Source organism: Planctomicrobium stercoris, assembly GCF_051465655.1.
GTDB lineage: Bacteria > Planctomycetota > Planctomycetia > Planctomycetales > Planctomycetaceae > Planctomicrobium.
Genome location: NZ_CP195791.1, coordinates 1,291,690 through 1,314,205 on the forward strand (window position 1 = coordinate 1,291,690; position 22,516 = coordinate 1,314,205).

Sequence of the window (22,516 nt, forward strand, 5' to 3'; positions counted from 1 at the left end):
CAGGTACAATCCGGGAGAGGGGAAACCCTTGTCGTCGGTGTGTTGTAACCTCTTTTTTGCAAATGGGTTACATGTTTCGTGCGGGGTTCATTTCGGGCCCCTGAAAACGCTGCTTGCCAGCGTTGATTTTTTGAGGAGCGCAATTCTTTGTCGAACGGATCCACCCCCGCAGATTCCACTCCTCCCGATGAACCTTTTGACGGCGACGGCACCCTGATCGGAGATGGCCGCATCGAAGATCTGGACATCGGCGAAGAGATGCAGCAAAGCTATCTCACCTACGCCATGTCGGTCATTGTGAGCCGTGCTCTGCCGGATGTGCGCGATGGTTTAAAGCCTGCTCAACGACGAATTCTGGTCGCCATGAACGACCTGAATCTCGGTCCTGCATCCGGACGAATCAAGTGCGCGAAGATCTCCGGGGACACCTCGGGAAACTATCACCCGCACGGGGAAGGGGTGATCTACCCCACGCTGGTTCGACTGGCCCAGGACTGGGTCATGCGCGAAACTCTCATCGATAAACAGGGGAACTTCGGCTCCATCGCCGGACTTGGTCCGGCGGCCATGCGATATACCGAAGCCCGCCTCTCGTCAGCAGCCGCCGAGATGCTGGACGATCTTGACCGTCAGACGGTGAATTTCGTTCCGACCTATGACCAGCGAAACGAAGAACCGGTCGTTCTCCCCTCGCGGTACCCGAACCTGCTGGTGAACGGTTCTCAGGGGATCGCCGTGGGGATGGCGACCAGCATTCCCCCGCACAATCTCGCGGAAGTGGCCGAAGCGGTCAAACTCGTCATCGATAATCCCGATGCCAGCATCGAAGAGATCATGAACGTCCTCCCCGGTCCGGACTTCCCGACCGGCGGCGTCATCTGCGGACGCTATGGCATTCTGCAGGGATATCGGACAGGACGCTCGACACTCACGCTCCGCGCTAAAGTGGAGTTTGAAACCGAGAAGAACACTGAAGTGATCGTCGTCCGCGAGATCCCTTATCTCGACTCGCGCGACCGCATCAAGTCCAAGCTCGAAGAACTGATTAAAGACGACAAGATCGAGGGGATCTCCCGCGTTGTCGACTACACCGACCGCAAGACCCCCAGCTGGCAGGTCCGCCTGCACATTTACCTCAAACGGGATGCCGATCGCGAGATCGTGCTTAACCAGCTTTATAAGTATTCCCCGCTGCAGACCACGGTTTCCGTGATCCTGCTGGCACTCGTGGGGAACCGCCCGCAGACTCTGAACATCCGCCAGATGGTGGAAGAGTTCATCCGTCACCGGGAAGAAGTGATTCGCCGTCGGACCGAATTCCTGCTGCAGGAAGCCCGACGCCGCAAACACACCGTCGAAGGTCTGCTGATCGCCCAGATCGATATCGATCAGATCATCAAGACCATCCGCTCTTCACCCAGTCGAGCCGAAGCCAAAATCCGCCTGCAGCAGATCGAAGTCCCTGCTGAACTGATCGCCCGGGCACTGGGCGAGCAAGGGTTCGAGATGTTCCTGTCCGAGTACGGAACACATCCGAACTATTCGCTCTCGGTCAATCAGTCCGAAGCGATCGTCAGCATGCAGCTGGGCTCGCTGGCCAATCTCGAACGCGAAAATTTGCAGGGCGAGCATGCCAAGCTGCTCGCGGACATTGCCGGTTATCTGCACCTGCTTTCTGACATCGCTCACATCCGCGCGGAGATCCGTGGTGAGATGGATGCCCTGCAGGCGAAGTACTCTTCTCCGCGCCGGACGGAAATCAGCGATGAGGAGCTGACCGACGTCGATCGCGGCGAATTGATCACCGAAGAGCCCATGGTCGTCACGCTCTCGCAGCGTGGATACATCAAGCGAACCCCGCTCTCGATGTACCAGGCCCAGAACCGGGGGGGCAAGGGGATCAAAGGGGCCAAGGCGGATGATGAAGATCCGATCGAACATCTGTTCGTCTCCAGCACTCACAGCTGGCTGTTGTTCTTCACCAACTTCGGCAAGGTCTTCTGGCAGAAAGTCTACGATCTCCCGCTGGCCGCCCGCACAGCCAAGGGGAGGGCACTCGTCAATCTGCTGAATCTGGCAGAAGGTGAACGGGTCCAGGACTGCATCGACGTTCGTGAGTTCGACGATCAACACTTCCTGTTGATGGCAACACAGCAGGGGATCGTGAAGAAAACCGTTCTCTCTGCGTACAGCCGCCCCATGAAGGGGGGCATCATCGCCATCAAACTCGAAGAAGGGGATGAGCTGATCGATGTGGTGAAAGTTGCCGCCGGTCAGGATGTGGTCCTCAGCACCGCCATCGGGATGACGATCCGCTTCTCCGAGTCTGATGCACGCCCGATGGGCCGAAACACCCGCGGGGTGAAGGGGATTTCGCTCGGGAAGTCGGACCGGGTTGTCGGGATGGTTGTCGCGGATGAAGAGATGACTCTGCTGACCGTTTGCGAACGCGGATACGGAAAACGAACTCCGTTTGGCCGTGCCGACCTCGACGTCGTCAGCGGGGGCGAACCTGTTGATGATGCAGCAATCCCGTCGGATGATGTCGTCGCCGAAGAGGGCGCATCGGACGAGTCTGAAAGTGATGAAGCATCTCCATCGTCTGCCAGCAACATGCGATACCGTCGTCAGCGTCGCGGCGGCAAAGGTCTCCGCGACATCAAGACCACCAGCCGCAACGGTTCCGTGGTCGGCGTTCTGGCTGTTGCGGATGGCGATGACATCCTGCTGATGTCTTCGTCCGGAAAGATCCAGCGCATCCGCACCGCGGACATTAACGTCATCGGACGAAACACGCAGGGTGTCCGCGTGATGCGAATGGATGAAGACGACAAACTGGTCGGCATCGCCCGCATCCCGGCCGAAGTGGTGGACGATGCAGAAGTTGGAGCATCGGTCGAAGAGGTCTAGCGTTATCCCCTGACACTGACGCTCCACACGAGACTTGCAATGACTTCACAACTGAAGAGAGCCACACGGAATAATTTTCCGTGTGGCTCATTTCTCAACTTCACTCAATCAGCGGTTTTACAGTCATCCAGATCATCAAAATGATCCAGAGACTTTTAAGGAACCAATAGCTGCACTTGAACGAAAGTGTTGCAAGTTCAAGACGGCTACGGAAAAGCCCTTTTACTTTTTCGTCTTGTTTTTCCTTTTCCGCGCCGTGAATTCTGAATCCACCATTCAGGTGGAATGAGAATTCCAAGGTTACAACCTAACGACTGTCATAGAGCCTCCTGGTTGAGAAATCTATCAAGCCCGAAGTTGGGATTGAATAGGCTAGGATCATACACTTATTTGAAACCAAGAAGCAAATTTTTTTTGCCTTACTTATCGCCGACCCCAATTTGCTGTAATTGATATCTGTTTCGGCTGCGTCCCATGCCACTTCTAGAAGGTAACTATCCTCTGAAACCAAGCGTTCGATCGAAATCCCTTGGATCATCGAGACCGATTCGGACAGCAAATTCTGATCGCCTATCCCCGACCGGTGAGGCGCTGCCACCAGCTGGTTTTTCGGGATGACTCGGCGGTGTTCAGGAACCGCAGAAGATCCGCGTACAGCTGGTCGCACGTGTAATAGCGTTTGTCGCGGTCGTGGCTCAGGCACTTCAGGATGATCCGCTCCAGTTGCACGGGAATCTCTTTTTTGATCGCTCGTGGTGGAGTGACGTTTCCTTTTTCGATCGCTTCAATCAGCTGCGAACGGGTCTTCCCATCGAAGGCAGGTTGCAGCGTACAAAGCTCATAGAGAGTGGCTCCGAAGGCGTACAGGTCGCTCCGTTCATCCCCCATTCGCAGGAACTGTTCCGGGGCCATGTACCGCAGCGTTCCGGACAATGGTCCTCCGGATTCGGACAACAGCTTCTCCTGGGCCATCGCCAGTCCAAAATCGGTGATCCAGACTTTGCCCTGCAGGTCGATCAGCAGGTTTCCCGGTTTGATGTCCCGGTGCAGGGTTCCGCTGCGATGGGCGTAGCGGATGGCGGAAACGATCTGTGTGGCGATCTTCCCCAGCTGCAGCCAGGAGTCGTGCCGGAGCAATCGCTTGCTGCCGCTTCGTCTCTCCTGAGCTCGCTGCTGCCCCGAGGGATGATACTCCGCGACCAGATCATCCATGGAGACGATCCCATGGTCCCGGCTCCAGCGCTGGATCAGCTTGTCGAGTCCCACGCCGTGAATGAGCTGCATGGCATAGAAGTACCGTTCATCCTGTTCGCCAAAGCTGAAGACGGGAACGATATTCGGGTGCTGGAGCTGGGCGGCGGTTCTGGCTTCCCGCTGAAACTGTTCTGCCAGCATCGATTTCTTGGGAAACTTCCAGGGGAGGAGTTTCACGGCCACGCGACGATTGAGGTTGGGCTGTTCGGCTTCGAAGACAACCCCCATGCCGCCGCGGGCGATTTCCCGGATAATCCGGTATTCGCCCAGCTGTGTCACTTCGATCTGTTCGGGGATAGGTGGCTGCGCAGCTTTGAATTCCCGTTGAACTTTCCATTCTTCCATGGCGGCCACCATAGGGAGGAATTCCTTGAGTTCTTCCGAGAGTGCAGGAAACTGGGCCGCAAAGGCTTCCAGGTCCAGACGCTCTCCCGAACGCAATCGACGCAGATAGTCGGAGGCAATCTCTTCCATGTGGTCCCGACCGGACGAGTCCGATCGCTGTGGCAGGCCGCACAGCTCCGCAGAAGGGAATTCGGCAGATGGAAATTCATCAGGCATGGCAGGGAAGATGTCAGCAGTCAACTTTGAGCAGTCGGCTGTTTACAGTATCGCAGATCGGAGATTCAGGGCCAGCCTCATTCATCATAGCTGGCAGCTGAAATCTGATGACTGAAATCTTCCCCTACCGGAAATTCTCTTTGAATCCCGGCACCGCTTCAAGGATTTTGCGGAGACGTACGATGGCCCGCACGTAACGCAGACTGGCCGCCTGATCGGAAATCCCCAGTGCTCCAGCAGTTTCGCTGTTGGAGAGTTCCTCGAAGTGCCGCAATGCCAGCACTTCCCGGTCGAGTTCTCCCATCCCTTCCAAAGCGACGTTCAGCTGCTCTGCCAGTTCCTGACGGACCATTGCCTGGCTGGGGGAAGAGAATCGCCCCAGTAACTGATGGGAGAGGAGAAATGACGACGATGCAGCTCCCCAGCCTCCAGAGATCGAGCGGTCACGGCGGGCGTCCCGGGACTGCGTTCCCAAGTGGCGGCGATGAATGTCAATGAGTGTCTGATTCACCACCAGTCGCAGCCAGATGAAAAACGACTCGGGCGAATCCTGCAGAAAGTGTTCAATCCGCTTTTCTGCATCCAGATAGGCTTCCTGCAGCACATCTTCCGGATCGACCCGGCCGACAAGCCGCTGGTCCATGCGGAATTTGATGATCCGCTCGAGACGATCCCGGTAATGAGCGAACAGGCGCGCGAGGGCCTGACGATCGCCATGAATGACGTCGTTGACCAGACTTTCAAGCGGCAGTTCATCGGCAGGCTGTGTCATTACGAAAAACTTCAACTCGTGCGATGCGGCCTTCGACTTCCCGCATCATCCAGCGATGCATCTCTGGGTTCCCTTGAAAAGCTTATCCGAACCGGTGACGGATGTCTGCTCTTTCTTCGTCAGAATGCAGTCGCCGAAAACCACTTGCGAAATCGACAGGTTTCCTGACGGAGATTCGTCCGGGAGTGTGCGTTCGGGACCGGGCGTCTACAATCAGTTTCCTCAAATTCGAAGCTGGATCATGCCCGCTGCAGCAACCTCTGGTGACTCACCGAATCCCCTCATCACAGGGCCGCTGCGCAGGACCGTGTTCCTGCTGGCATTACCGGTGCTGGGGGAACAGCTGCTCAATTTTCTGGTGGGGTTCTTCGATGTCTGGCTGTCCGGGCATCTTCCGGGCGAATCCCAGACAGACGCGACCGCCGCAGTGGGGGTCGCTGCCTATTCCGGGTGGCTGGCGACACTGATTTTCTCACTTGTCGCCACCGGGACCACCGCATTGATCTCCCGGGCCTGGGGACGCGGAGACCATGCCGAAGCCAATCGAATTGCGAATCGGTCTGTCGTGCTCTCGCTGATGATGGGCCTTTTGTTTTTCGTCCTGGTCCTGCCGACGGCCGGGCTGATGGTCGAGACCATGGGGCTGGAAGGACGAGCAGCTGAGATCGGCCAACGGTTTCTCAGGCTGGATGCAATCGGCCTGGTCTTCGCCTCGGTCAGTCTGGTGATTGCTGCCGCCCTGCGGGGTTGCGGAGACATGCGGACGCCCATGTGGCTGTTTGCTGCGGTAAACGTGGTGAACGTGATCTGCTCGACGGGGCTGGTCTACGGGTGGGGACCGCTCCCGGAACTGGGAGTGGACGGCATCGTGATCGGGACGGTGATTGCACGCACATCGGGCGGGCTCCTCTTCCTGGCCTGTCTGTGGCGAGGAAAAAAGGGGCTGACCTTCGACACCCACGAACTGCGACTGGGGGGTGACATCATTCGCCGCATCCTGCGGATTGGAGCCCCGGCGGCTGCGGAAGGAATCGTGATGTGGATCGGGCATGTCATCTTCCTGCGGCTCATTGCGGGCCTCGGTCAGACTGTGTTCGCAGCTCATATCATCGGGATTCGGGTGGAAGCACTGACCTACCTGCCAGCAGTTGCCTGGGGAGCTGCCGCTGCCACGATGGTCGGGCAGTCACTGGGGGCCGGCAAACCTGACCGCGCCTACGAGGCAGGGAACGAGGCGGCACTGCAGTGCACGATCTTCGGTCTGGGAATTACGTTGTGGTTCACGCTCGGGGCCAGCGGAATCTATGAGCTCATGCATCAGGATCTTGCGGTGCGGGATGTCGGCAGTTTTCCATTTCAGGTCGTCGGCCTGTTTCAGATCCCGCTCATTCTCTCGATCGTCTATTGTTCCTCGCTGCGCGGGGCGGGCGATACCGTTTTTCCACTCGCCAGCGCGGTGATCACGACATACCTGGTCAGGCTCCCCATTGCCTACTACTGCGCGATCATGATGGACATGGGGCTGATGGGGGCGTGGATGGGGATGAACATCGACATGCTCATGCGAGGTGTCCTGGCGACCTGGTGGTTCTGGCGTCGCAGGTGGATGAAGATCAAAGTCTGATCTGCGATGCAGGCTGGGGCTCGCAGTCCATTGAAGAACTCATGGACCCGGCACTCAGATCCAGACGTGGACGTCATCACGCTGGAAGTTCCGATGATGGCTGCCGGATCGCGTTGTTGTGAATCTCAAAAACAGTTCGGCGGCCGTCGAAAATGCTGGGACGTCCCAGAGCGTCGAGCGTCAGTTTCGCTGCGACCGACGAATAGCCGCAACGGGTCTGTGCACTGAACGGTATTTCGCCGCCAGCAGTGCTGCGACGGGATCGGAAGCTCGGAAGCGGTCGCCCGAGAGCACTCCCTGCCCACCTCGGAAGATCACTTCGCCAGGGCGCTGCGAAATCCCGTGCGGCCAGAAACGGGATTGGCCCGCTTCAGCTCGCAAGCCGAAACGGGCCAATCACTGCATTTCAATTCACTGCAACCGCTTGCGGCAACATGCGTTGCAGCGCAAATTTGCGTCAGTGCCCCCACAAGGACTCGAACCTTGGACCAATTGATTAAGAGGCACCCAAAAGAAGACCGTGCAACATGCATTTCACCGCATGATTTATGCAGTCTAAGCGGTTTTTCAGATGGTTTCAATGCGGTTCGGGTGGGTTCTCGTCAGACCGCATGAATTCTGCGGTTGGAGGGTAAGTGGTGGTAGTAAAGGTGGTAGAAAGGGGTAGTGAAATTCAGAATCGGTATCGACTGTCGTCGTTCATTTGACAATCTCTGGAACGTCCCGAGGCAAACGGCGACGATGTCTAGACCAGCGTTCTGTGGGAGGGCCAAAGGTTTTACGTTCATCCAGAAACGCTTGGAGGTCTTCTTCCAGAATGCGGAGCGTTCTCACACGGCTCATTTTATTGCGAGAGACATTTACTGCGGTCAGTTCTCCAGATCGTATCCACCGCATCACCGTCTCTTAGCTCACCTGCAAGGCTGTTGCAACGTCTCCAGGCAAATAGAGCGGCTTAAGAGCAGTCGCTGCTTGAGACTTGGTTTTCTCCATAATCTTACCCCGTTCGAAACGCGATAGTGTTTCCAGATCCAGTGAATAGAGAGCCGATTGGTCAAATCAAAAAGCCCCCGGGAGCGTCGACAAACGCCACCCGGGGGACAAAATACCATTGTCGCCCACCGATCAGTAGACGTGAAAGCCGATCCTCAGCATGTCCTGCAGGAAGTCCCGCAGCATCCGCTTGGCTTCCGTCCGGTTCTTCGCGTTGTAGACCCGGAATCCGATCTCAGCACAGTTCCGGACTCGATGGTCATCGTGAGGAATCACGAATTCATGGGAGTTCCGGTCCTGAAAGAAAATCGCCACTTCCGGACAGTCCAGATAGGCCGCTGAAGCTGTCACGTAGCGGGCCGGAGTGTGCTTACTCGCTGGCTGAAGGAAGAATGCGCGGTTCTCGGCTGCCAGCACTGCATGGATTTGCTGCTGGTCTTGTTCCGGGAGTGCATCGAAGTCGGTCTTATCGATGATGCCGCCATGGAACGTTGTGAACTTGCCCAGCACTGACGCTGGCAGCGTTGGTACATCGTCGCACGGGATCCGGTTGTGAACGCTGCTCGCTACGCTGCAGCCTGCGAACGCGGGTGGGCAGGGAGACTCTGAGAATGCGATCATGGGAACGTTCCTTTATGAAAACACCCCCGGCAGCGAACCACCGGGGGCGAGTGGTTGGGACTTCTACCGCACGCAATACCCGATGCGGTCCAGATCCTCGAGAAACTCCCGCAGGATCTTCTTGGCGTGAATCCAGTCGATGGCATTGTGGACATGGAATTCGACTTCACCGGGGCTCCGGAATCGCCGGTCTTCTGCGTCGATCGTGAATGAGTGCGTCATCGGGCCGGTGCGGCTGATGCCTGCCGTCACGCCCAGGCACCTCGAAGGAACGGCAACATAGACCTCAGGAAAGCGATGGCATGCCGGTTGAAGGTAGAGCGACATCGAGCGTTCTGCCAACAGGTCCGCGAGCAGTTTCCGCTCTTCTTCGGTCATCGCGTCGTGCTCCTCCAGCATTAAGACCATGCCGCGAACGAGCAGGTCAGCCTTGGAATGGATTTCAGTCTCGAAGTTGCTCCGCTCCTGAATCTCAGGGAGTCGGTTGACGGTCGTTTCTGAAACGTGAGTGATTGCTGAAATCATGGGAATGTTCCTTTGGAAAGAATGCCCCCGATCCGGCCTGAGCGTTCACGAGGCGATGGATGCGTGAGAAGAGGGAGTCTGGAATCAACCACTCACAGAAACCAGTGGGTCACCAGTACGCCTGCAGTGCGTATCAGTGTCGGGAATGTCTTCCAGCCTATCCAGCGTGTATTGAATTCCTTTCAGACACTCCTGCAGAACATCTGCCCATTCAGTGAGTGTTAAATTTCCCTTGCCAGCATTGCACCAGCCGCAGGCGAGCACTGCGTTTTTAAGAACGCTTCCGCCTCCCCGGCTCTTCGGCATGACATGGTCCAACGTTGCTGCCTTCTTGGCGATTGCTCGACCGCAATAGGTGCATCGTGGAACTCCATACCGCGCCATGGACGCGGACACTAAAAGCTTCTTCGTTCGAACCTTCCATTCCGATTCTGTCTCGAGCCTTGTCTGAGGATGTGGACTTGGAGCAATCATGGACGAATCCTTCCAGATATCCCCGTCAATACGGGGGAATGGGAACAGGGAAAGAGTCCCCCGGCGACAACACCGTCGGCCGGGGGAACAGGCCTGAGAAATCAGCAGGGTTCAGCCAGCGATGCGGGACATCGCTTCACGAGCCCGGGCGAAGGCGGCCTCATCGCTCCTGGCGTTCTCGACCAGCAGATGTACATCATCGAATCCACTGATTCGGATCAGCCGTTCGTTGCTCTGGATGGCGTGCAGCGTGACACCGTTGGGAGCCTGCTCCCGGCCGTCCAGCCTCTTCGCAGCCTCCAGGAACCTCTGGGCGATTCTTCGGAACTGCCGGGCCAGCTCGGCGGGAGTCTCTTTCTCCGGCACCCAGCGAACGCTGTTCAGCTCGCCATTGAATTGCAGGCTGAGTTCCCCGTTCCGGCTCCGGTTGACGTGCAGTTGACCGGCCAGACCTTCAGCGGCCGTGGCAATGACTTCCGATTCAAGTTCGTTCAGGTCGACCCTTGACGCAGCTTTGGGGTACTCCAGCGGCTTGATGTGCAGCTGCCAGAACTTCACCTGTCCACCACAAGCCAGCTGCAGGCGGTTGAAGCGGATGGCTTCCATGCGAGCCGCCGCGTTCATCATCCCGCAGTCGGCTGAAGGGGGAGTGTCATACTCGCTCCGTGGCAACCAGCCTTTCGGGAGCAGGATCCGAACCACGCAGAACCCCTTGCCGGTCAGTCCCTTTCCACTTGCGACCATATGCCAATGCTCCGGAACATTGCACCGCATTACAGAACGGTTCAGTTCGATGGCAATATGCGTGGCAAGTTCTCGCTGCATGCCACTGGTGACGGCTCCGGGAATGGCGACCGGACTTGTCGGTTCGGGACCGCCCGAAACAATTACGGTCAGCTTGATGCTGTCTGGGGGTGTCAGCGTAAAGTCTGGAGATTCCGGTATTAGCGGATCTTCCACGGAAACCAACTGCGGGAGCGGGTCGGTCGAAATGGCCGGAGCTGGCGTCCGTGACGTGTCGTAGCAGGTGACATGAAACTGCTGCTCGTCAAACGGAAGCAATGTCAGCCCGCGTACCTGCAGGTCAGCTTGAATCTGATCCCGCTCTTTCTGGTGAAGCGAATACCAGTCCTGAAATCCGACAATGTTCCCCGGCTTCAGGTTGTGCAGGTCCGGGCCTTTCATCAGAACGGAATCATCGACAATTTTGGCAAGATGAACTTGTGATGCGGTCGATACCATGAGAGAATACCTTTCAGATGGCCTGCCGATCGGCGTCAGAAACTTCTCGGCAAGCTGTTGATTGATGAGCCAATCGCCAACAAAGCGGTTGGCTTTTTTTGTGCGCTGCGACGCCTGGCCTCCGGCTGTCCTCTTCAGCAAAAGAAAAAGCCGTGTTCACGGGAGGTGCAGTCCCACAAACACGGTCTTTTTGAACCAGGCGATTACCTGGAGAACAGGACTTTCCTCGAGTGCTGTCCCTGCACCGGGCGACACTCGATCCGTCAAATCGGCTTTGTGATTTGCCGAATCTACAAAAGGCGCCATGTGGCGTCAAGTGAAACACGATGGAACACAACGCCGTTTCGTGAGACACAAAGACATGGTACACCTATTCTGAGAATGCCACCGAAACGTAAAACTGACACCCCGTTCCACTCCTCGCTACGTCTCTCTGATGAAGAGGAAACGACGTTCCGTGATGCCGCGCACCTTGAAGGGTTCGACTCGATCATCCAATGGATGAAGCATTTGGCGACCATCCGCGCTCGCCGCATTCAGGAGGCGATATCGCAGGGGGCTGTCATGAGAGTGAATGGAAGAATCGTACTTGCGGACGATGTCGAGAGAGAAGATTTGGAGGCTTTTGCCAAAGCCATCTTGAAGAAAAGATGAATCACCAAAAATAGGGCCAGACATGATTCGGACACTTTTCCGCAATCTGGAATATTTCATCAAGTGTGGCTACTTCCAGGGGCCGCCGATGAAACATCTCTTTGCATTTCTCGTTCTGGTGTCGGCGTCTCAAGCTGACGAGATACTGCTACCCGTTGCAGGCGACTACGGGGCAGGTACCCCGCAGGTTCGGGAAAGTAAATTCACAGGTGACCAACTGGTGGCACTGGACATTCCCTTGCGGCTCGCCGGGAAGAGCGTCGGGGAGTATCGAGCAGTCGGGTACGCGGGGATTCTCGAATCAGGAGAACCCAGCCAGTTTGTTCTGCAGATTACGATGATCGCCAAAGAATGGGTGAACATGAAAATGCTCACCGGCACCACGTCGGTAAACGCACTGATCGACGGCCAGAGAGTGAAACTGCCTTTCCGACTGGACACCGACGTTAAGGATGGATACGTCGCTGAGACATACTTCATTCCATTGCCTGTTGCCGACTTTTCGAAATTTGCCCAGGCCGAGAAGGTCGAAATCGAACTCGGACACTTGCAGGCAACGCTGGACCGCAGAGGAATGGCCGCTGTCAAAACTCTTGGCGGTACTTTCAATCGCGGCTCTTTCCGCAACAACGTATACAAGGATGATCCAGCTTCCGCAGCTTGGCGGTTACAGGCACAGAGAAGGACCGACATTCGGAACCTTTCGCCGCAAGAAATTGCAACTGCTATCGCGTCGGCCATCTCCGCAAACTCGGCGAATTTCGAGAAGGAGAAGGCAGACGCGATAGCCGCGATCACTGCGGAGATTGAAACGGCAGAGAGCAGGGCATCGCCGTCAAAAGATCCTGCCAAACTCAAAAAGTTCAAGGCTGATCAGAAGCAAGAGATTGCAGACCTGAAGAGAACCCGTACGGAACTGACGAAAAAATTCGTTCCTTCCCAGCTGGCAGATCTTGAGCGGTTCGACATTGGAACAGCCGGACAACTGCGTTTCAAAACCATCGCAACTCAGACTGAAGAATCACAATCTCTCAACGCACTCTGGATCGACTATGGTGGCGAAAAGCATGGACTGCTGATCGGAGCAAGACAGAAGGCGACCGAACAATCCGAGCCCGTTGTGGTGGTAGGAGAAATCGAACGCTTCAGTGAGAAGCGGCCTGTGCTTCAACTCTTGTCGGATTCTGAAGTGAATGAGGCCGCCCGCGCACGCTGAGAATACGGCTTTCAGTTTCGGCGAACGTCGTTCTTAATCTCGTCGCGACGGCAACTCAGAATTGTTTCTGACACGGCAATCAATATTGTGGTCGGCATGCTGCAGGCAGCGGCCTCCAAGAATTCCCTCAGGAATGCCTCCCCGGATTCGCTGCCACTTTTTGCAGCATCAACCATCTTCGAGAAGATAGTGACATTCGCATCCATTTCACCTGCACTCCATTCTGCGGAAGCCTAACGCTGTCTTGCCTGGACAGTTGGGCGCCGCTGCACCTGGTTTCTACTAGTTCCAGCGGGAGACCTTGCCTCGCTCGATGTCAATTCCGCATTGCAGGATTGTCTCAGCAATGCGTATTACATGCGCTGACGGCGCTTCTTCAGCGGCTTCCCTGATGATCTGTCGGAGCGGTTTCAGATCGCAGTCCGGGTCGTCCTTCGCGTCCTGGAGCAGTTTTCGGAGCCGCTGCAGGTGTTCGGGTAGGAATTTGTCGTTCAGGTGAATGCCCATTGTGTAAATTTCTGGACCAGCTTGGGGCTTTCGCAGCTTGCTGAGAGACTTTCACAGACCGGGCGATTTTTACATTTTCAGGCTGACACAAATTTGTCTCGGAACATGTTGCAGGTGCAATTTGTGTCAGCCTGGAAGTTACTCGAACTTCACCTTCCCGTTGCACGCCACCAGCAGGTGATCGTCGACGATTTCGAATTCAGCCGCTCCGAATGTGGTGGCTGCGGTACTCAGCGGGTCGATCAGTTGCCGTTGCCAGAGGACGTTGCCTGTCGACACGTCCATGGCGGTCATGTGCATTCGCAGGCCGTCCGTGAGTGAGGGGAGGTCTCCGGAGATGTACAGCCTCCCGTCGTGCTCGCGAGCTTCGTAGATGTAGTTCGATCCCCATTCGCCCACGCTGGAGAAGGGAGTCGCCCAGGCCACGCCGGAACTGGTGTATTTGACCGCGTGCCAGACTCCGCTGATTTCTGCGAACTGGTAGACCGCCGACGTTCCCGCCACGATCAGATGATGGACACTCCAGTATGTCGTCGATGGGTCAACGTAGCTCCAGGTAATATTCAGGTTATTGTCGAGCAGAAACAGCTTTCTTTGAGCGGGCATTCTTGTGGCGAGCGTTGTCCCGTTCGAATCGATCGTGTCCGCCCGGTAGAGTCCGGGAGAGCCGCTGCTTGCTGTGCCAGTGGCCACCGTCGAGAGTGCCCGCACTGCTCGCGTCGTGGCCGGACCGTTGGCGGCAATTTCAATCGAGACGTAGCCGAATTGAGAGTCGCCAGTCCCGTTACTGGCTCCCAGCTTCAGGAACGCAACTTCCCCCGACCCGTGCCTCACGAACGGAATGCCCAGCCACGGGAGCGGGTAATAGCAGAATCGTCCCGTGAGAAGGGTTCCGGCAGAATTGTGACATCGAATAGAGCAGGATCTCTGTACGTCCGTGACATTCGCATAGGTGCTCATGGACCCCCAGCTGGCGTAGGTGCATCCTCCGTAGGAGTTGCCCGAAATCGATCTTCTGGAGGTGAGGACGCCGTCAGCAACGATGCCATTGATTCGGCTACCACCGGGAGATTCTGAGTTTGTCGCATAATTGATATACTGCGTCTTGTCACACTCCCCGTCGCTGACCTTGAACCGGCAGAGATACAGGTCTCGCGTAGAACCCGCTGGAAGAACCGCAGGATAGGCCAGCGTCGATTGCCCCATCGGCAAGGCCCAGATGTATCGATTGCCGGTTGAAACGTCTTTACTGAGACACCAGTGGCGATACTCCAACTGTCGGGGTGATGTGGTCGGAGTTGTTGAATCCGACTCCAGATCGAACGAACCGCCGTTGTCGGTGTAAGTGGAAAACTGCGTGACCGGATCTGTTGATGAAATCCACCCGCCGCAGTCAGCACACCAGTCGTCGGCCCCGGTGAGGACTGCCCGGGAAGGCTGAAGATGGGAGTGTTCCAGGGCAGGGTATCCCGTTTTACGGGCATGCCAGACCAGACCGCCGTCCAGCGTCAGCTTGAACAGCGTGGCGACCGGCTTTGGCTGATGTATGCGTGGGCAGCAGCTGCACATCAGGAATCGTACCCCTTCCAGTTGGCTGAAGAAGCTTTCCACATCCGGAACACTCCACCGCCGGTCAGGTCGTCGGAGATATCATCACCGTCCGGAAATTCGATGGTCTGGCCTTTCAGGTCACCTTGAAAAATGACGTGCAGTGCGACCGCAGGCCATGGACCGCCGACTACCTTCACGTTGCCTTCGCCGATCTTGGAATGACCCTCGTAGGCAGTCTGAACGGCCTCCTTGTCATCATTCCACTGAATCTCGATGTCTTCCGTGGTCCCGTCGATCGTGTACGGAAGCGTGACACTTCCCCCGGAGACCGGTCCGAAACAGTTCAAACAGTCGACTTCGGAGCAGGGACCGGATGGCTTTCCGCCGGGTGGGTATGTTTGCTTGCGTGGCTGGTGCAGGATGCGCTTGGTCCGCGCGTACCGACGGACGGTCTTGGCTGTCTTTCTGGCTGCTCGCAGTGTCAATCCAGGCATGGAACCGTTCTCCTAAGATCCGGACAGATCCGGCAACGCCGAACTGAACGACTCCTCTTCATAGATTTCCGTTTCTTTGAAAACCGCCGTGGTGTGGGTCGGGTTCTCGATCAGGTAACCATCCTCGTCCAGCATCTGGGGGTCGGAAACAAAGTCCCGCAGTGCATCGTCGTATTCCAGTTCGTTCCCTTCCTCATCCTTCAGCGGGAGCTTGATCTTGCGTTTGATCTTGTCCCCGCCGCCGATGTCGACCATCTCATTCAGGCCGTTCTCGATACGCTTGTCCTTCCAGCCTTCCATATCCACCAGCAGCTTGAAACTGACCGTGATGAATTCCACGCCGTTCTCGGTCTGGATGTCCGATTCGTCTCCCGGTTCAAACAGCAGCGTTCCGGCTGGATACGAACGACCACGGATTTCAAAGGTGTCAGAGTTCGTCTTGTCCGCCAGAGAGTCCATCCATCCCGGGGACGCGGCCACGTTTATCTGAACGTTCCAGACCGGGCAGGACTTCGGACGGACGACGGGATCCAGGAACGCATCACCGGCCGCGTTCAGGATGGCGTTTCCATCGCGGTCCTCGAAACAGGGGATTTCCGCCCGGTCGTAGCTCTTGGTGACCTTGGGCCGTCGTTCCAGCGGGTTCGGAGTCGATTCCCGTTCCGCAGCGTCTTCATCCTTCTCGCTGAAGACCATTTTGTATTCGCAGGTGATGTGCCACTGACGCAGGCTGTTCCCGTTCCAGCGTTGGTACTTCAAGCCGGTCGCCCGGAAGAACGGATTGATGGGATGGCCTGCGCCGCGATAGGGCAGGGCTCCGCTCGCCTGCAGTCCCCCCACGAACGACAGCGGGTGATCGTTCTTATTGTTGACCGTGACAATCCAGCCTTCAGTGCAGGTGTCTTCACCTCCACTCTGATCACCGGGGTTACGTTTGCATGATTCGACGGACATCAGTAATCCAGTTCTTCTGTAGTGTCATCACCGGTGTTCGCGGCAATCTGCCGGAGCAGACCGGTTTGGCTTTCCGTCGCTTTCAGTTGCTTCTTCAGGTACTGGTCCCGCGCGTTCGCTTGAGCCGCACCGGATGACTGAATCAGCTTGTAGGCTTCCACCGTATTCACGCGGGCTGCGACCGGTCCCGATGCCTTGGATTCGCCCTTGTCCTTGCCGGACTGAATGTCGGGCAGCGCTTCGACCGCTTTGGATGCGGGCGCCTGCACTCCTTCCCGTGTTTTCTGCTGCTGGTCCAGATGGTCCTGCAGGCTTTGACCGGCAGCGTTCCCCAGGCGGGCGAAGTCCTGATTCAGCTGGCGTTCCAGAGGCCCCATCTCACGTTTGGGGATCTGCGGAAGCGACTGAATGGCGTTCACGAACCCCTCTGTCAGCGGCTTCCATGTCAGTTGCAGCGACTTCGTCCCGCCACTGGAGATGAATTCCCAGATGGATGAAAAGATGGACCGGATGTTCTCCCCCAGGTTGATCAGCATCGTGAGGGACAGATCCAGAGCCGTTCGCCAGATGTTCCCCCAGTTGTCACCGAACCAGGTCAGCATTTCCGGCAACGTCGACGCAAAGAAATGCACCATCTCCGCCCCGAACGTCACCACTCCCAGCTGAGCACCGACAAACGCCATTTCTGCAATGGTCTGCCAATTGGCGATCGCCCATCCGGCGATGTCGAACGCGGTCAAAAGGGAATCGCTGATGAATCCGAAAACCTGTCCGGCAATGGGAACCAGCATCGTGAAACCATCAGCCACCTGCGTAATCGCCGGAGCAAGCAAGATCGCGGCCTGCTGGGCCACCCCCATGACCGCTCCTTTCATCCGGTCAATCGCGTCGTTGGCTTCCGCCACTTTCTGCGAGTCCACGTTGCTGAACGTCATTCCGAGCTTGTCGGCTTCGTCCATCATGGCCTGGATCCCGGCAGCCCCACCGGAGAGCATCGGCAACATCTCCTGTCCGGACTTCCCGAAAATCTTGATCGCTGCAGCGGCCCGGTCCGACGCACTCGGCAGCTGGGAGATTTTCTCGGCCAGTTGGATGAACGTCTGGGACGGGTCCTGCGCGGCCAGTTCATTTGCGGAGAGTCCGAACTGATCCAGAACACCCTTGGCACTTCCGATCCCCTGCCGGGCCGCTCCGACGTTGGCCAGCATCTTCTGCATGCCTTTGGTCAGCCCTTCTGCAGAGCTTCCCCCGAGTGAGGCTGCATGCTGCAGGCCGATCAACTGTTCTGTCGTGGTCCCGATCGTATCGGCCAGCTCGCCCGTCTCATCGACAGACTGCATGGCTGAGAGTGTCAGATCCTTGAACGCGCTGATTCCGGAGACAGCCGCGAACCCGGCCACGATCCCCGTGGCAATCCCCGCCATTGATTTGATCGTCGACTGGCCGAATCCTGCCAGTTCCGAGCGAGCCGCATTGAGCCCGCTGGAAAAGGGAACTCTGTTCAGTCCCAGGTTCACAACCATATCACCGATGGTCATGGCTGCTCCTTCCGTGTGACAGACAACGGCGCGGGGCGATGTTCGGAGATGAACACCGGTTTCCGATGGAAGATGAACGGACGACCGTCAGGCTGCAAAGCGAACCGCTTCACGAACCCCGATTCCGTGTCGCACTCCAGGCACTTCGGAACGACCGTTCCGGTGGCATCCTTCACGATGACCGGCTGGCCGATGCGTGTGGTGTTCTCCAGGGTGTAAATCACGTCATCACCTCAAGTCCGCGCCCGAGCCAGCAGCACTGCCGATTCCATGTTCGCCCGCATCGCTTCCGCTTCCATGAGTTCATCCGGTTCCGCTTCCGGCGGGTCGTCCAACCACGAACAGAACGTCTGCGGTGTGATCTCCTGCAGGACTTCCGGTTTTTCACCAGCCAGTCCCCCCAGATATCTCACGACCACCGCCATGAACGCGGCCACTGGTCCATCCCAGCGATCCGGACCGATCGGACAGGTGAACGCATCGAACGCCTGCCACTTCCGGAACGTCTCCTCATCGATGGAATCCAGCATCCCATCGACATCCGCAGTCCTCCCGACCCCCGCTGCCAGCTTCATGGCAAACAACGCGCGGGGATCGGCAGTCAGTTTTTTGCGAGAGATTCCAGATCGGTCTCGCTGATGCGATTGGTTTCCGTGGCCGCAGCCGCGATGAATTCGACGATGACGCCGTCCTGCTCCCCGAGTCCTTCCAGATCGTTCTCTGTCAGCAGCCGCGTCGCTGTTTCATCACAAAACGTCTCGATGACCAGGCGTTGCCGGACTTCCCGCTGACGGGTCGCCAGAGGCTTTCCCGCTTTGGTTGCGAACTGGCTTTCAAACTGGCCGCGCTCCTTGGCCGTCATCCGCATGACGTGAAACGTCTGTCCGGCAAACCCTTCCGGGAAGTCCTCCGGGAACTTGTAGTCCCGAACGACCCGGGGAGATTTTTTCAGGAGCAGGTCTCGTGAAATGGCCATCAGTGAAAATCCTCATTGTTGGTCGTTGGAAAGTGAGCAGGAATACCGGATCAGCTGGCCGGTTGCTCGGCTTTCGCCTTCTTGCGTCGCAATGCCGGGATGTCGTACCCCATCCCTTTGGCGAGCTTGTCCGCCGCCGCGATCGCCTTATCCAGCTTCGTCTCGCTGATGCCGGACGCTTCCCGGCACTCTTCATCGCCGGGGACAGCGGCCCCCAGACGCACCAGCTTCCAGGCTTCCGGGGCGTCGATTTCCGTTCCGGCCGGAACTTTTCTGGTCTTGGACACCCGATAGGGCTTTCCTGCTTCAATGCAGGCCGCATGGACAGCAGCGTCATACTCCGGGTTATCACCGTCGTGGTCACGAATGAGAACAGCTTTCATGGGGAATCAACCTGTGTGTGAGAATGAATGGATCAGAGAACCGGGAACGAACCGTGAGGATTACTCTTCTTCCTCAGCATCCGGGTACGTCGCCAGTCCAGTCAGCTGCATGGAACCGCTCGCCTTGAGCATTTCCCCGACACCGGCTGCCGGACTGAGTTTCTTCAGGATGGCCGAATAGCTCATTGGGGTTCCGACCGGGTACAGGTTCTGCCAGTCGGCCACCTGCGGGGTCGCCTTGAAGGCCATCAGCGTCTGATGCACTTCCAGAACAGGGTCCCAATAGATTTCGAAATCGACCGTACCCGGTTCCACCCAGCCGGTCACATCATGGGCGATTTCGTTCCCCACCTGATCGAGGGTTGGAGTTTCGGTGTCCTGCACTTCATCTTCCGGACCGCCCAGACTGATCAGCTGCGCCACGGGGACGTAAACGCTGGCGATTTTGACCTTCAGGGTGGTCCCCTTGGATGTCACTTTTCCCATTTCATGCACTCCTGCTATGGATTCTCAATGTGATTTGATAGACGTGGCGTCCCTTGGTCTCACCGTTCAGAGGCTGTTCGTATCCGGCCTTGACCCCTTCCAGATAGATGGCATCCACCTGCCGATCCCCCATCACTCCGGTGAAGTTGTCCCCTTCCTCCGGGAACAACGTGTCCAGAATGTCCTTGCCTGCTGCTTTGGCGCGGCCAATGGTCTCTGCCTTCACGTCCAGGTCGATTTCCTCATCCACCAGGTCCCGGTGTGTCGGATCGTTCGCATCGACGGTGTTGGCATAGTCCCCATCAATCAGGCTGATCAGGAAGTATTCGCGACTGTTGGGAGGGGCATCATCAATAAACACCGGATCCGTTCCGCTCCCGGTGAGCGAGTGAACGGGAGCATTGGCGAGCAGCCATGTGCGGAGTCCGGTTTCGATCATTTCTTGAGCTTGGCCAGTCCTTTTTCCGTGGTCTCGGCAATCTTGGCGACAACCGCTGCCCGGGATTTCATGGCCGTCTCAAACGTGATTCGGCGGGTAATCTTGATCTGACCCGTACTGCGCCCTGTCTTCTTTTGCGTCCGTTCCGTTGTCCCGGCCATGACCGCGAAACCATGCTTCGCCATCTGGTCCCGTTTCTTCCCCACGTTCACGCCCCACTTGCCCACATCCAGTCCTGCCTTGTTGTTCCGGTCCTTCTTCAGCGAGATTCCGACGGCCTTTTTGACCTTCTTGGATTCACCCACGGGAACGGCTTTCCGCAGATCCTTGGCCCCGACCCGCAGACCTGCACGGACGGAATTGCGGCTGATCCTGCGAGCGTCTTTATCCGCCAGCTTCTTCAGTCGCTTGTCGAGTTCCATCCGGCCCCCCAGAGCCATGTTGGAATTGAATCGAACGGCAGCCATCAGATCTCCGATCCCTGAATCTCGAGGTAGTGCGGGACATCCTGCGTGGTCTTGATGGATGTGATGTTCAGGCAGACTTCCCGCCCGTGGTCCGTGAATGACATCCGGTCCTGTTGCGTGAGGCTGCGAGTCAGTTCATCGCCGCGGCAAAGCACGCGCCAACCAGCGGACGGCTGTTGCTGGTTTTGTGAATATCCTTCCGTGGATGTCTCCTGACGACAGTCACCGCGCCGATCCCCCAGTGAAGACCAGTTTGCAGGATCCGATTCATTGACCTGCCCCCCTTCGTCACGATTTGGATTCAGCCTGATCCGATTGAACGTGACCAGTTTTGTGAGCCGCGGGTTATTGGCCATGAATTAGATCCAGCGGAGTAGGTTCAATTGTTGTTCAAAAAATGGATCGCCAGCCGGGGCACTCCCTGCCTGAAGGCGGTTCTCAAACCAGTACCCCATCAAGTAGAACACCAGTCGCTGAGCAGAAGGTGGCCACGGCGAATTGGCAGCGTGCCCACACATCAACCGGATTCGAATTGCATTGATTGCTCCGATTTGAGTCGCTGGCCATGTCTTCCCTGGTGCTGGCAGCAACCTCCCCGGCTGACTGTCTCCATCGAACTGGTAATCCTCTGTGGTGAGCGTGACTGTCGCACCGTTTCGATCGAGATAGGTGAATTCCAGGATCTCCCGCACCGGCGGACGGGGAATCTGAATTTCGTCTCTTCCGCTGGGAAAGGCATCCAATCTGAATACCGCTTCAGCTTCCTGGAGCTGAATCGAGCAGGCATTTTGAATCAGATCAACAGCCGATCCGTACAACTGACCAGCAACCTGTCTCGATTCCACATCTCCTTGATCAACGCCGAGATACCGAGCAGCTTCGAGCCAAGGAAAATGGCCGTCTTCTTCATAGGAAGGAGGCGGTGAAACAAGAATGAGATCATTTGTTGTAGGCATGCGATGTTCTCACTCAGAAAATCAGGCAGTGCCTTCAGCGGTCCCGACCAGCTTCACCAGTTCTTTGACGCTGGCGCTCATGGATGTGGGAATCGAGCGGGCGTTGTACTGGATCGCAAACACCCCATCGATCACCGCATTCGCAGTCCCACGAACGACGGTCGGACGTACCCAGTTCTTGGACGGCTGCCAGATGTCGATGACCAGAAGTTTGTTCCCGTCAGCATCAGCCAGAGCAGACGTGGCGGAATCCGCGATATCGGTATAGTCGTCGGTAGCCGCATCATCTGAGGACTGCTGAGCCTTCAGGCTGGTCACCTGCGTGGATGTCAGGGCCCCGACAGCTGCCACGAACATGATGCCCCGGAACCCCTCCATAGAGAGTCCGGTTCCGTTCTGGGAGGTCGTACCAGCAACAACGCCGTTGAGCACGCGAGTGATTTTGATTTGTTCGGAGAGAATCATGGGGTTTCCTTTGTCGGTTGATCAGCCGGGGACGACTTCGCCCCAGCGGTTTTCTTGCGGCCTTTGGGTTTTGAATCGGGAGCTTGTGTAGCTGGTTCTGCAGGAGCCTCCGGTGTCGGTGCCTGCGTCTCCGGCGTTGGTGCATCGGCAGGAACCGGAGCGTCAACAGGCGGGTTCGCGGGCTGTTCTGCAGGAGCCTCCGGAGAAGGAGCAGGAGTCAGGACCGGAGCAGACATAATGACAGCAATAACGACAGCCTGCCCCGCCTCAGCCATCCGCAAAGCCTCATCAGAATCGACCTCGATTTCCTCGCCGGGAGACTGGCTAAAGCCTTGACCGGCGCGAGCCACGAGCAGCTTGATTCTGGTGGTAGACATTCTGATGACCCGATGACTGAAGTTGATGGGGCAGGGCTGCCAGATTGAGGGAAGGTGCTGTAACCACCTTCCCCGCT

At 57.1% G+C, this 22,516-nt stretch carries 27 protein-coding genes; 3 read left to right on the forward strand and 24 right to left on the reverse strand.

Annotated features, from left to right (window positions below; all coding sequences use genetic code 11):
- Positions 1-147 precede the first annotated feature (147 nt).
- Positions 148-2,910: a DNA gyrase subunit A gene (gene gyrA / locus SH661x_RS05250; RefSeq protein ID WP_437228727.1), complete on the forward strand. Its 2,763-nt coding sequence runs from the start codon at positions 148-150 to the stop codon at positions 2,908-2,910.
- A gap of 570 nt (positions 2,911-3,480) precedes the next feature.
- Here gyrA and SH661x_RS05255 read toward each other — a convergent pair.
- Positions 3,481-4,725, reverse strand: a complete 1,245-nt coding sequence (locus tag SH661x_RS05255) for a serine/threonine protein kinase (RefSeq protein WP_437228729.1) — start codon at positions 4,723-4,725, stop codon at positions 3,481-3,483.
- A gap of 124 nt (positions 4,726-4,849) precedes the next feature.
- A complete protein-coding gene (locus tag SH661x_RS05260; RefSeq protein WP_437228731.1) occupies positions 4,850-5,497 on the reverse strand; it encodes a sigma-70 family RNA polymerase sigma factor in 648 nt (215 codons plus the stop codon).
- 241 nt (positions 5,498-5,738) lie between these two features.
- Here SH661x_RS05260 and SH661x_RS05265 point away from each other — a divergent pair, with 241 nt between their 5' ends.
- The gene (locus SH661x_RS05265) at positions 5,739-7,121 is read left to right on the forward strand and encodes an MATE family efflux transporter (protein WP_437228733.1); all 1,383 of its coding nucleotides are present in this window, start codon (positions 5,739-5,741) and stop codon (positions 7,119-7,121) included.
- A gap of 1,125 nt (positions 7,122-8,246) precedes the next feature.
- Here the strand turns inward: SH661x_RS05265 and SH661x_RS05270 are convergent.
- From SH661x_RS05270 to SH661x_RS05290, 5 genes are all read right to left on the reverse strand, one after another.
- The gene (locus tag SH661x_RS05270) at positions 8,247-8,735 is read right to left on the reverse strand and encodes a hypothetical protein (protein WP_437228735.1); all 489 of its coding nucleotides are present in this window, start codon (positions 8,733-8,735) and stop codon (positions 8,247-8,249) included.
- A gap of 63 nt (positions 8,736-8,798) precedes the next feature.
- Positions 8,799-9,260 (reverse strand): hypothetical protein, encoded by a 462-nt coding sequence (locus tag SH661x_RS05275; RefSeq protein ID WP_437228737.1) that lies wholly within the window; start codon positions 9,258-9,260, stop codon positions 8,799-8,801.
- Between the two features lie 84 nt (positions 9,261-9,344).
- On the reverse strand, positions 9,345-9,734 hold the full coding sequence (locus SH661x_RS05280) for an HNH endonuclease (protein ID WP_437228739.1): 390 nt from the start codon (positions 9,732-9,734) through the stop codon (positions 9,345-9,347).
- Between the two features lie 111 nt (positions 9,735-9,845).
- Entirely contained in the window at positions 9,846-10,976 is a 1,131-nt protein-coding gene (locus SH661x_RS05285) for a hypothetical protein (protein WP_437228741.1), read from the reverse strand.
- 423 nt (positions 10,977-11,399) lie between these two features.
- Complete coding sequence (locus SH661x_RS05290) at positions 11,400-11,654, reverse strand: hypothetical protein (protein ID WP_437228743.1); 255 nt, start codon at positions 11,652-11,654, stop codon at positions 11,400-11,402.
- Positions 11,655-12,204: 550 nt separating this feature from the next.
- Here SH661x_RS05290 and SH661x_RS05295 point away from each other — a divergent pair.
- Positions 12,205-12,846 carry a hypothetical protein gene (locus SH661x_RS05295; RefSeq protein ID WP_437228745.1) on the forward strand — a complete coding sequence of 214 codons (642 nt, stop codon included), beginning with the start codon at positions 12,205-12,207 and terminating at the stop codon, positions 12,844-12,846.
- 11 nt (positions 12,847-12,857) lie between these two features.
- Here SH661x_RS05295 and SH661x_RS05300 read toward each other — a convergent pair whose 3' ends face one another.
- The 17 genes from SH661x_RS05300 to SH661x_RS05380 form a co-directional block, all read right to left on the reverse strand.
- Positions 12,858-13,052: a hypothetical protein gene (locus tag SH661x_RS05300; RefSeq protein ID WP_437228747.1), complete on the reverse strand. Its 195-nt coding sequence runs from the start codon at positions 13,050-13,052 to the stop codon at positions 12,858-12,860.
- Between the two features lie 76 nt (positions 13,053-13,128).
- The gene (locus SH661x_RS05305) at positions 13,129-13,353 is read right to left on the reverse strand and encodes a hypothetical protein (RefSeq protein WP_437228749.1); all 225 of its coding nucleotides are present in this window, start codon (positions 13,351-13,353) and stop codon (positions 13,129-13,131) included.
- A gap of 138 nt (positions 13,354-13,491) precedes the next feature.
- Positions 13,492-14,964: a hypothetical protein gene (locus SH661x_RS05310; RefSeq protein ID WP_437228751.1), complete on the reverse strand. Its 1,473-nt coding sequence runs from the start codon at positions 14,962-14,964 to the stop codon at positions 13,492-13,494.
- On the reverse strand, positions 14,922-15,398 hold the full coding sequence (locus SH661x_RS05315; RefSeq protein WP_437228753.1) for a hypothetical protein: 477 nt from the start codon (positions 15,396-15,398) through the stop codon (positions 14,922-14,924). The genes SH661x_RS05310 and SH661x_RS05315 overlap by 43 nt, the downstream gene beginning before the upstream one ends.
- 12 nt (positions 15,399-15,410) lie before the next feature.
- Positions 15,411-16,352: a hypothetical protein gene (locus tag SH661x_RS05320; RefSeq protein WP_437228755.1), complete on the reverse strand. Its 942-nt coding sequence runs from the start codon at positions 16,350-16,352 to the stop codon at positions 15,411-15,413.
- Positions 16,352-17,890, reverse strand: coding sequence for a hypothetical protein (locus tag SH661x_RS05325; protein ID WP_437228757.1), 1,539 nt, complete (start codon positions 17,888-17,890; stop codon positions 16,352-16,354). The genes SH661x_RS05320 and SH661x_RS05325 overlap by 1 nt, the downstream gene beginning before the upstream one ends.
- Complete coding sequence (locus SH661x_RS05330; protein WP_437228759.1) at positions 17,887-18,114, reverse strand: hypothetical protein; 228 nt, start codon at positions 18,112-18,114, stop codon at positions 17,887-17,889. Before SH661x_RS05330 ends, SH661x_RS05325 begins: the two co-directional genes overlap by 4 nt.
- 9 nt (positions 18,115-18,123) lie before the next feature.
- Positions 18,124-18,465 carry a phage tail assembly protein T gene (locus SH661x_RS05335; RefSeq protein ID WP_437228761.1) on the reverse strand — a complete coding sequence of 114 codons (342 nt, stop codon included), beginning with the start codon at positions 18,463-18,465 and terminating at the stop codon, positions 18,124-18,126.
- 26 nt (positions 18,466-18,491) lie between these two features.
- Positions 18,492-18,866, reverse strand: coding sequence for a hypothetical protein (locus tag SH661x_RS05340; protein WP_437228763.1), 375 nt, complete (start codon positions 18,864-18,866; stop codon positions 18,492-18,494).
- Positions 18,867-18,916: 50 nt separating this feature from the next.
- Positions 18,917-19,249 carry a hypothetical protein gene (locus tag SH661x_RS05345; protein ID WP_437228765.1) on the reverse strand — a complete coding sequence of 111 codons (333 nt, stop codon included), beginning with the start codon at positions 19,247-19,249 and terminating at the stop codon, positions 18,917-18,919.
- Positions 19,250-19,309: 60 nt separating this feature from the next.
- Positions 19,310-19,735 (reverse strand): hypothetical protein, encoded by a 426-nt coding sequence (locus SH661x_RS05350; protein ID WP_437228767.1) that lies wholly within the window; start codon positions 19,733-19,735, stop codon positions 19,310-19,312.
- A 1-nt stretch (position 19,736) separates the two neighbouring features.
- The gene (locus SH661x_RS05355; RefSeq protein ID WP_437228769.1) at positions 19,737-20,174 is read right to left on the reverse strand and encodes a hypothetical protein; all 438 of its coding nucleotides are present in this window, start codon (positions 20,172-20,174) and stop codon (positions 19,737-19,739) included.
- Entirely contained in the window at positions 20,171-20,641 is a 471-nt protein-coding gene (locus SH661x_RS05360; protein ID WP_437228771.1) for a hypothetical protein, read from the reverse strand. The genes SH661x_RS05355 and SH661x_RS05360 overlap by 4 nt, the downstream gene beginning before the upstream one ends.
- Entirely contained in the window at positions 20,641-20,997 is a 357-nt protein-coding gene (locus SH661x_RS05365; protein WP_437228773.1) for a phage head completion protein, read from the reverse strand. Before SH661x_RS05365 ends, SH661x_RS05360 begins: the two co-directional genes overlap by 1 nt.
- Before the next feature lie 3 nt (positions 20,998-21,000).
- Positions 21,001-21,597 (reverse strand): hypothetical protein, encoded by a 597-nt coding sequence (locus SH661x_RS05370; protein ID WP_437228775.1) that lies wholly within the window; start codon positions 21,595-21,597, stop codon positions 21,001-21,003.
- 21 nt (positions 21,598-21,618) lie between these two features.
- Complete coding sequence (locus SH661x_RS05375; protein ID WP_437228777.1) at positions 21,619-22,062, reverse strand: hypothetical protein; 444 nt, start codon at positions 22,060-22,062, stop codon at positions 21,619-21,621.
- The gene (locus tag SH661x_RS05380) at positions 22,059-22,439 is read right to left on the reverse strand and encodes a hypothetical protein (protein WP_437228779.1); all 381 of its coding nucleotides are present in this window, start codon (positions 22,437-22,439) and stop codon (positions 22,059-22,061) included. Before SH661x_RS05380 ends, SH661x_RS05375 begins: the two co-directional genes overlap by 4 nt.
- Between the last annotated feature and the right edge of the window lie 77 nt (positions 22,440-22,516).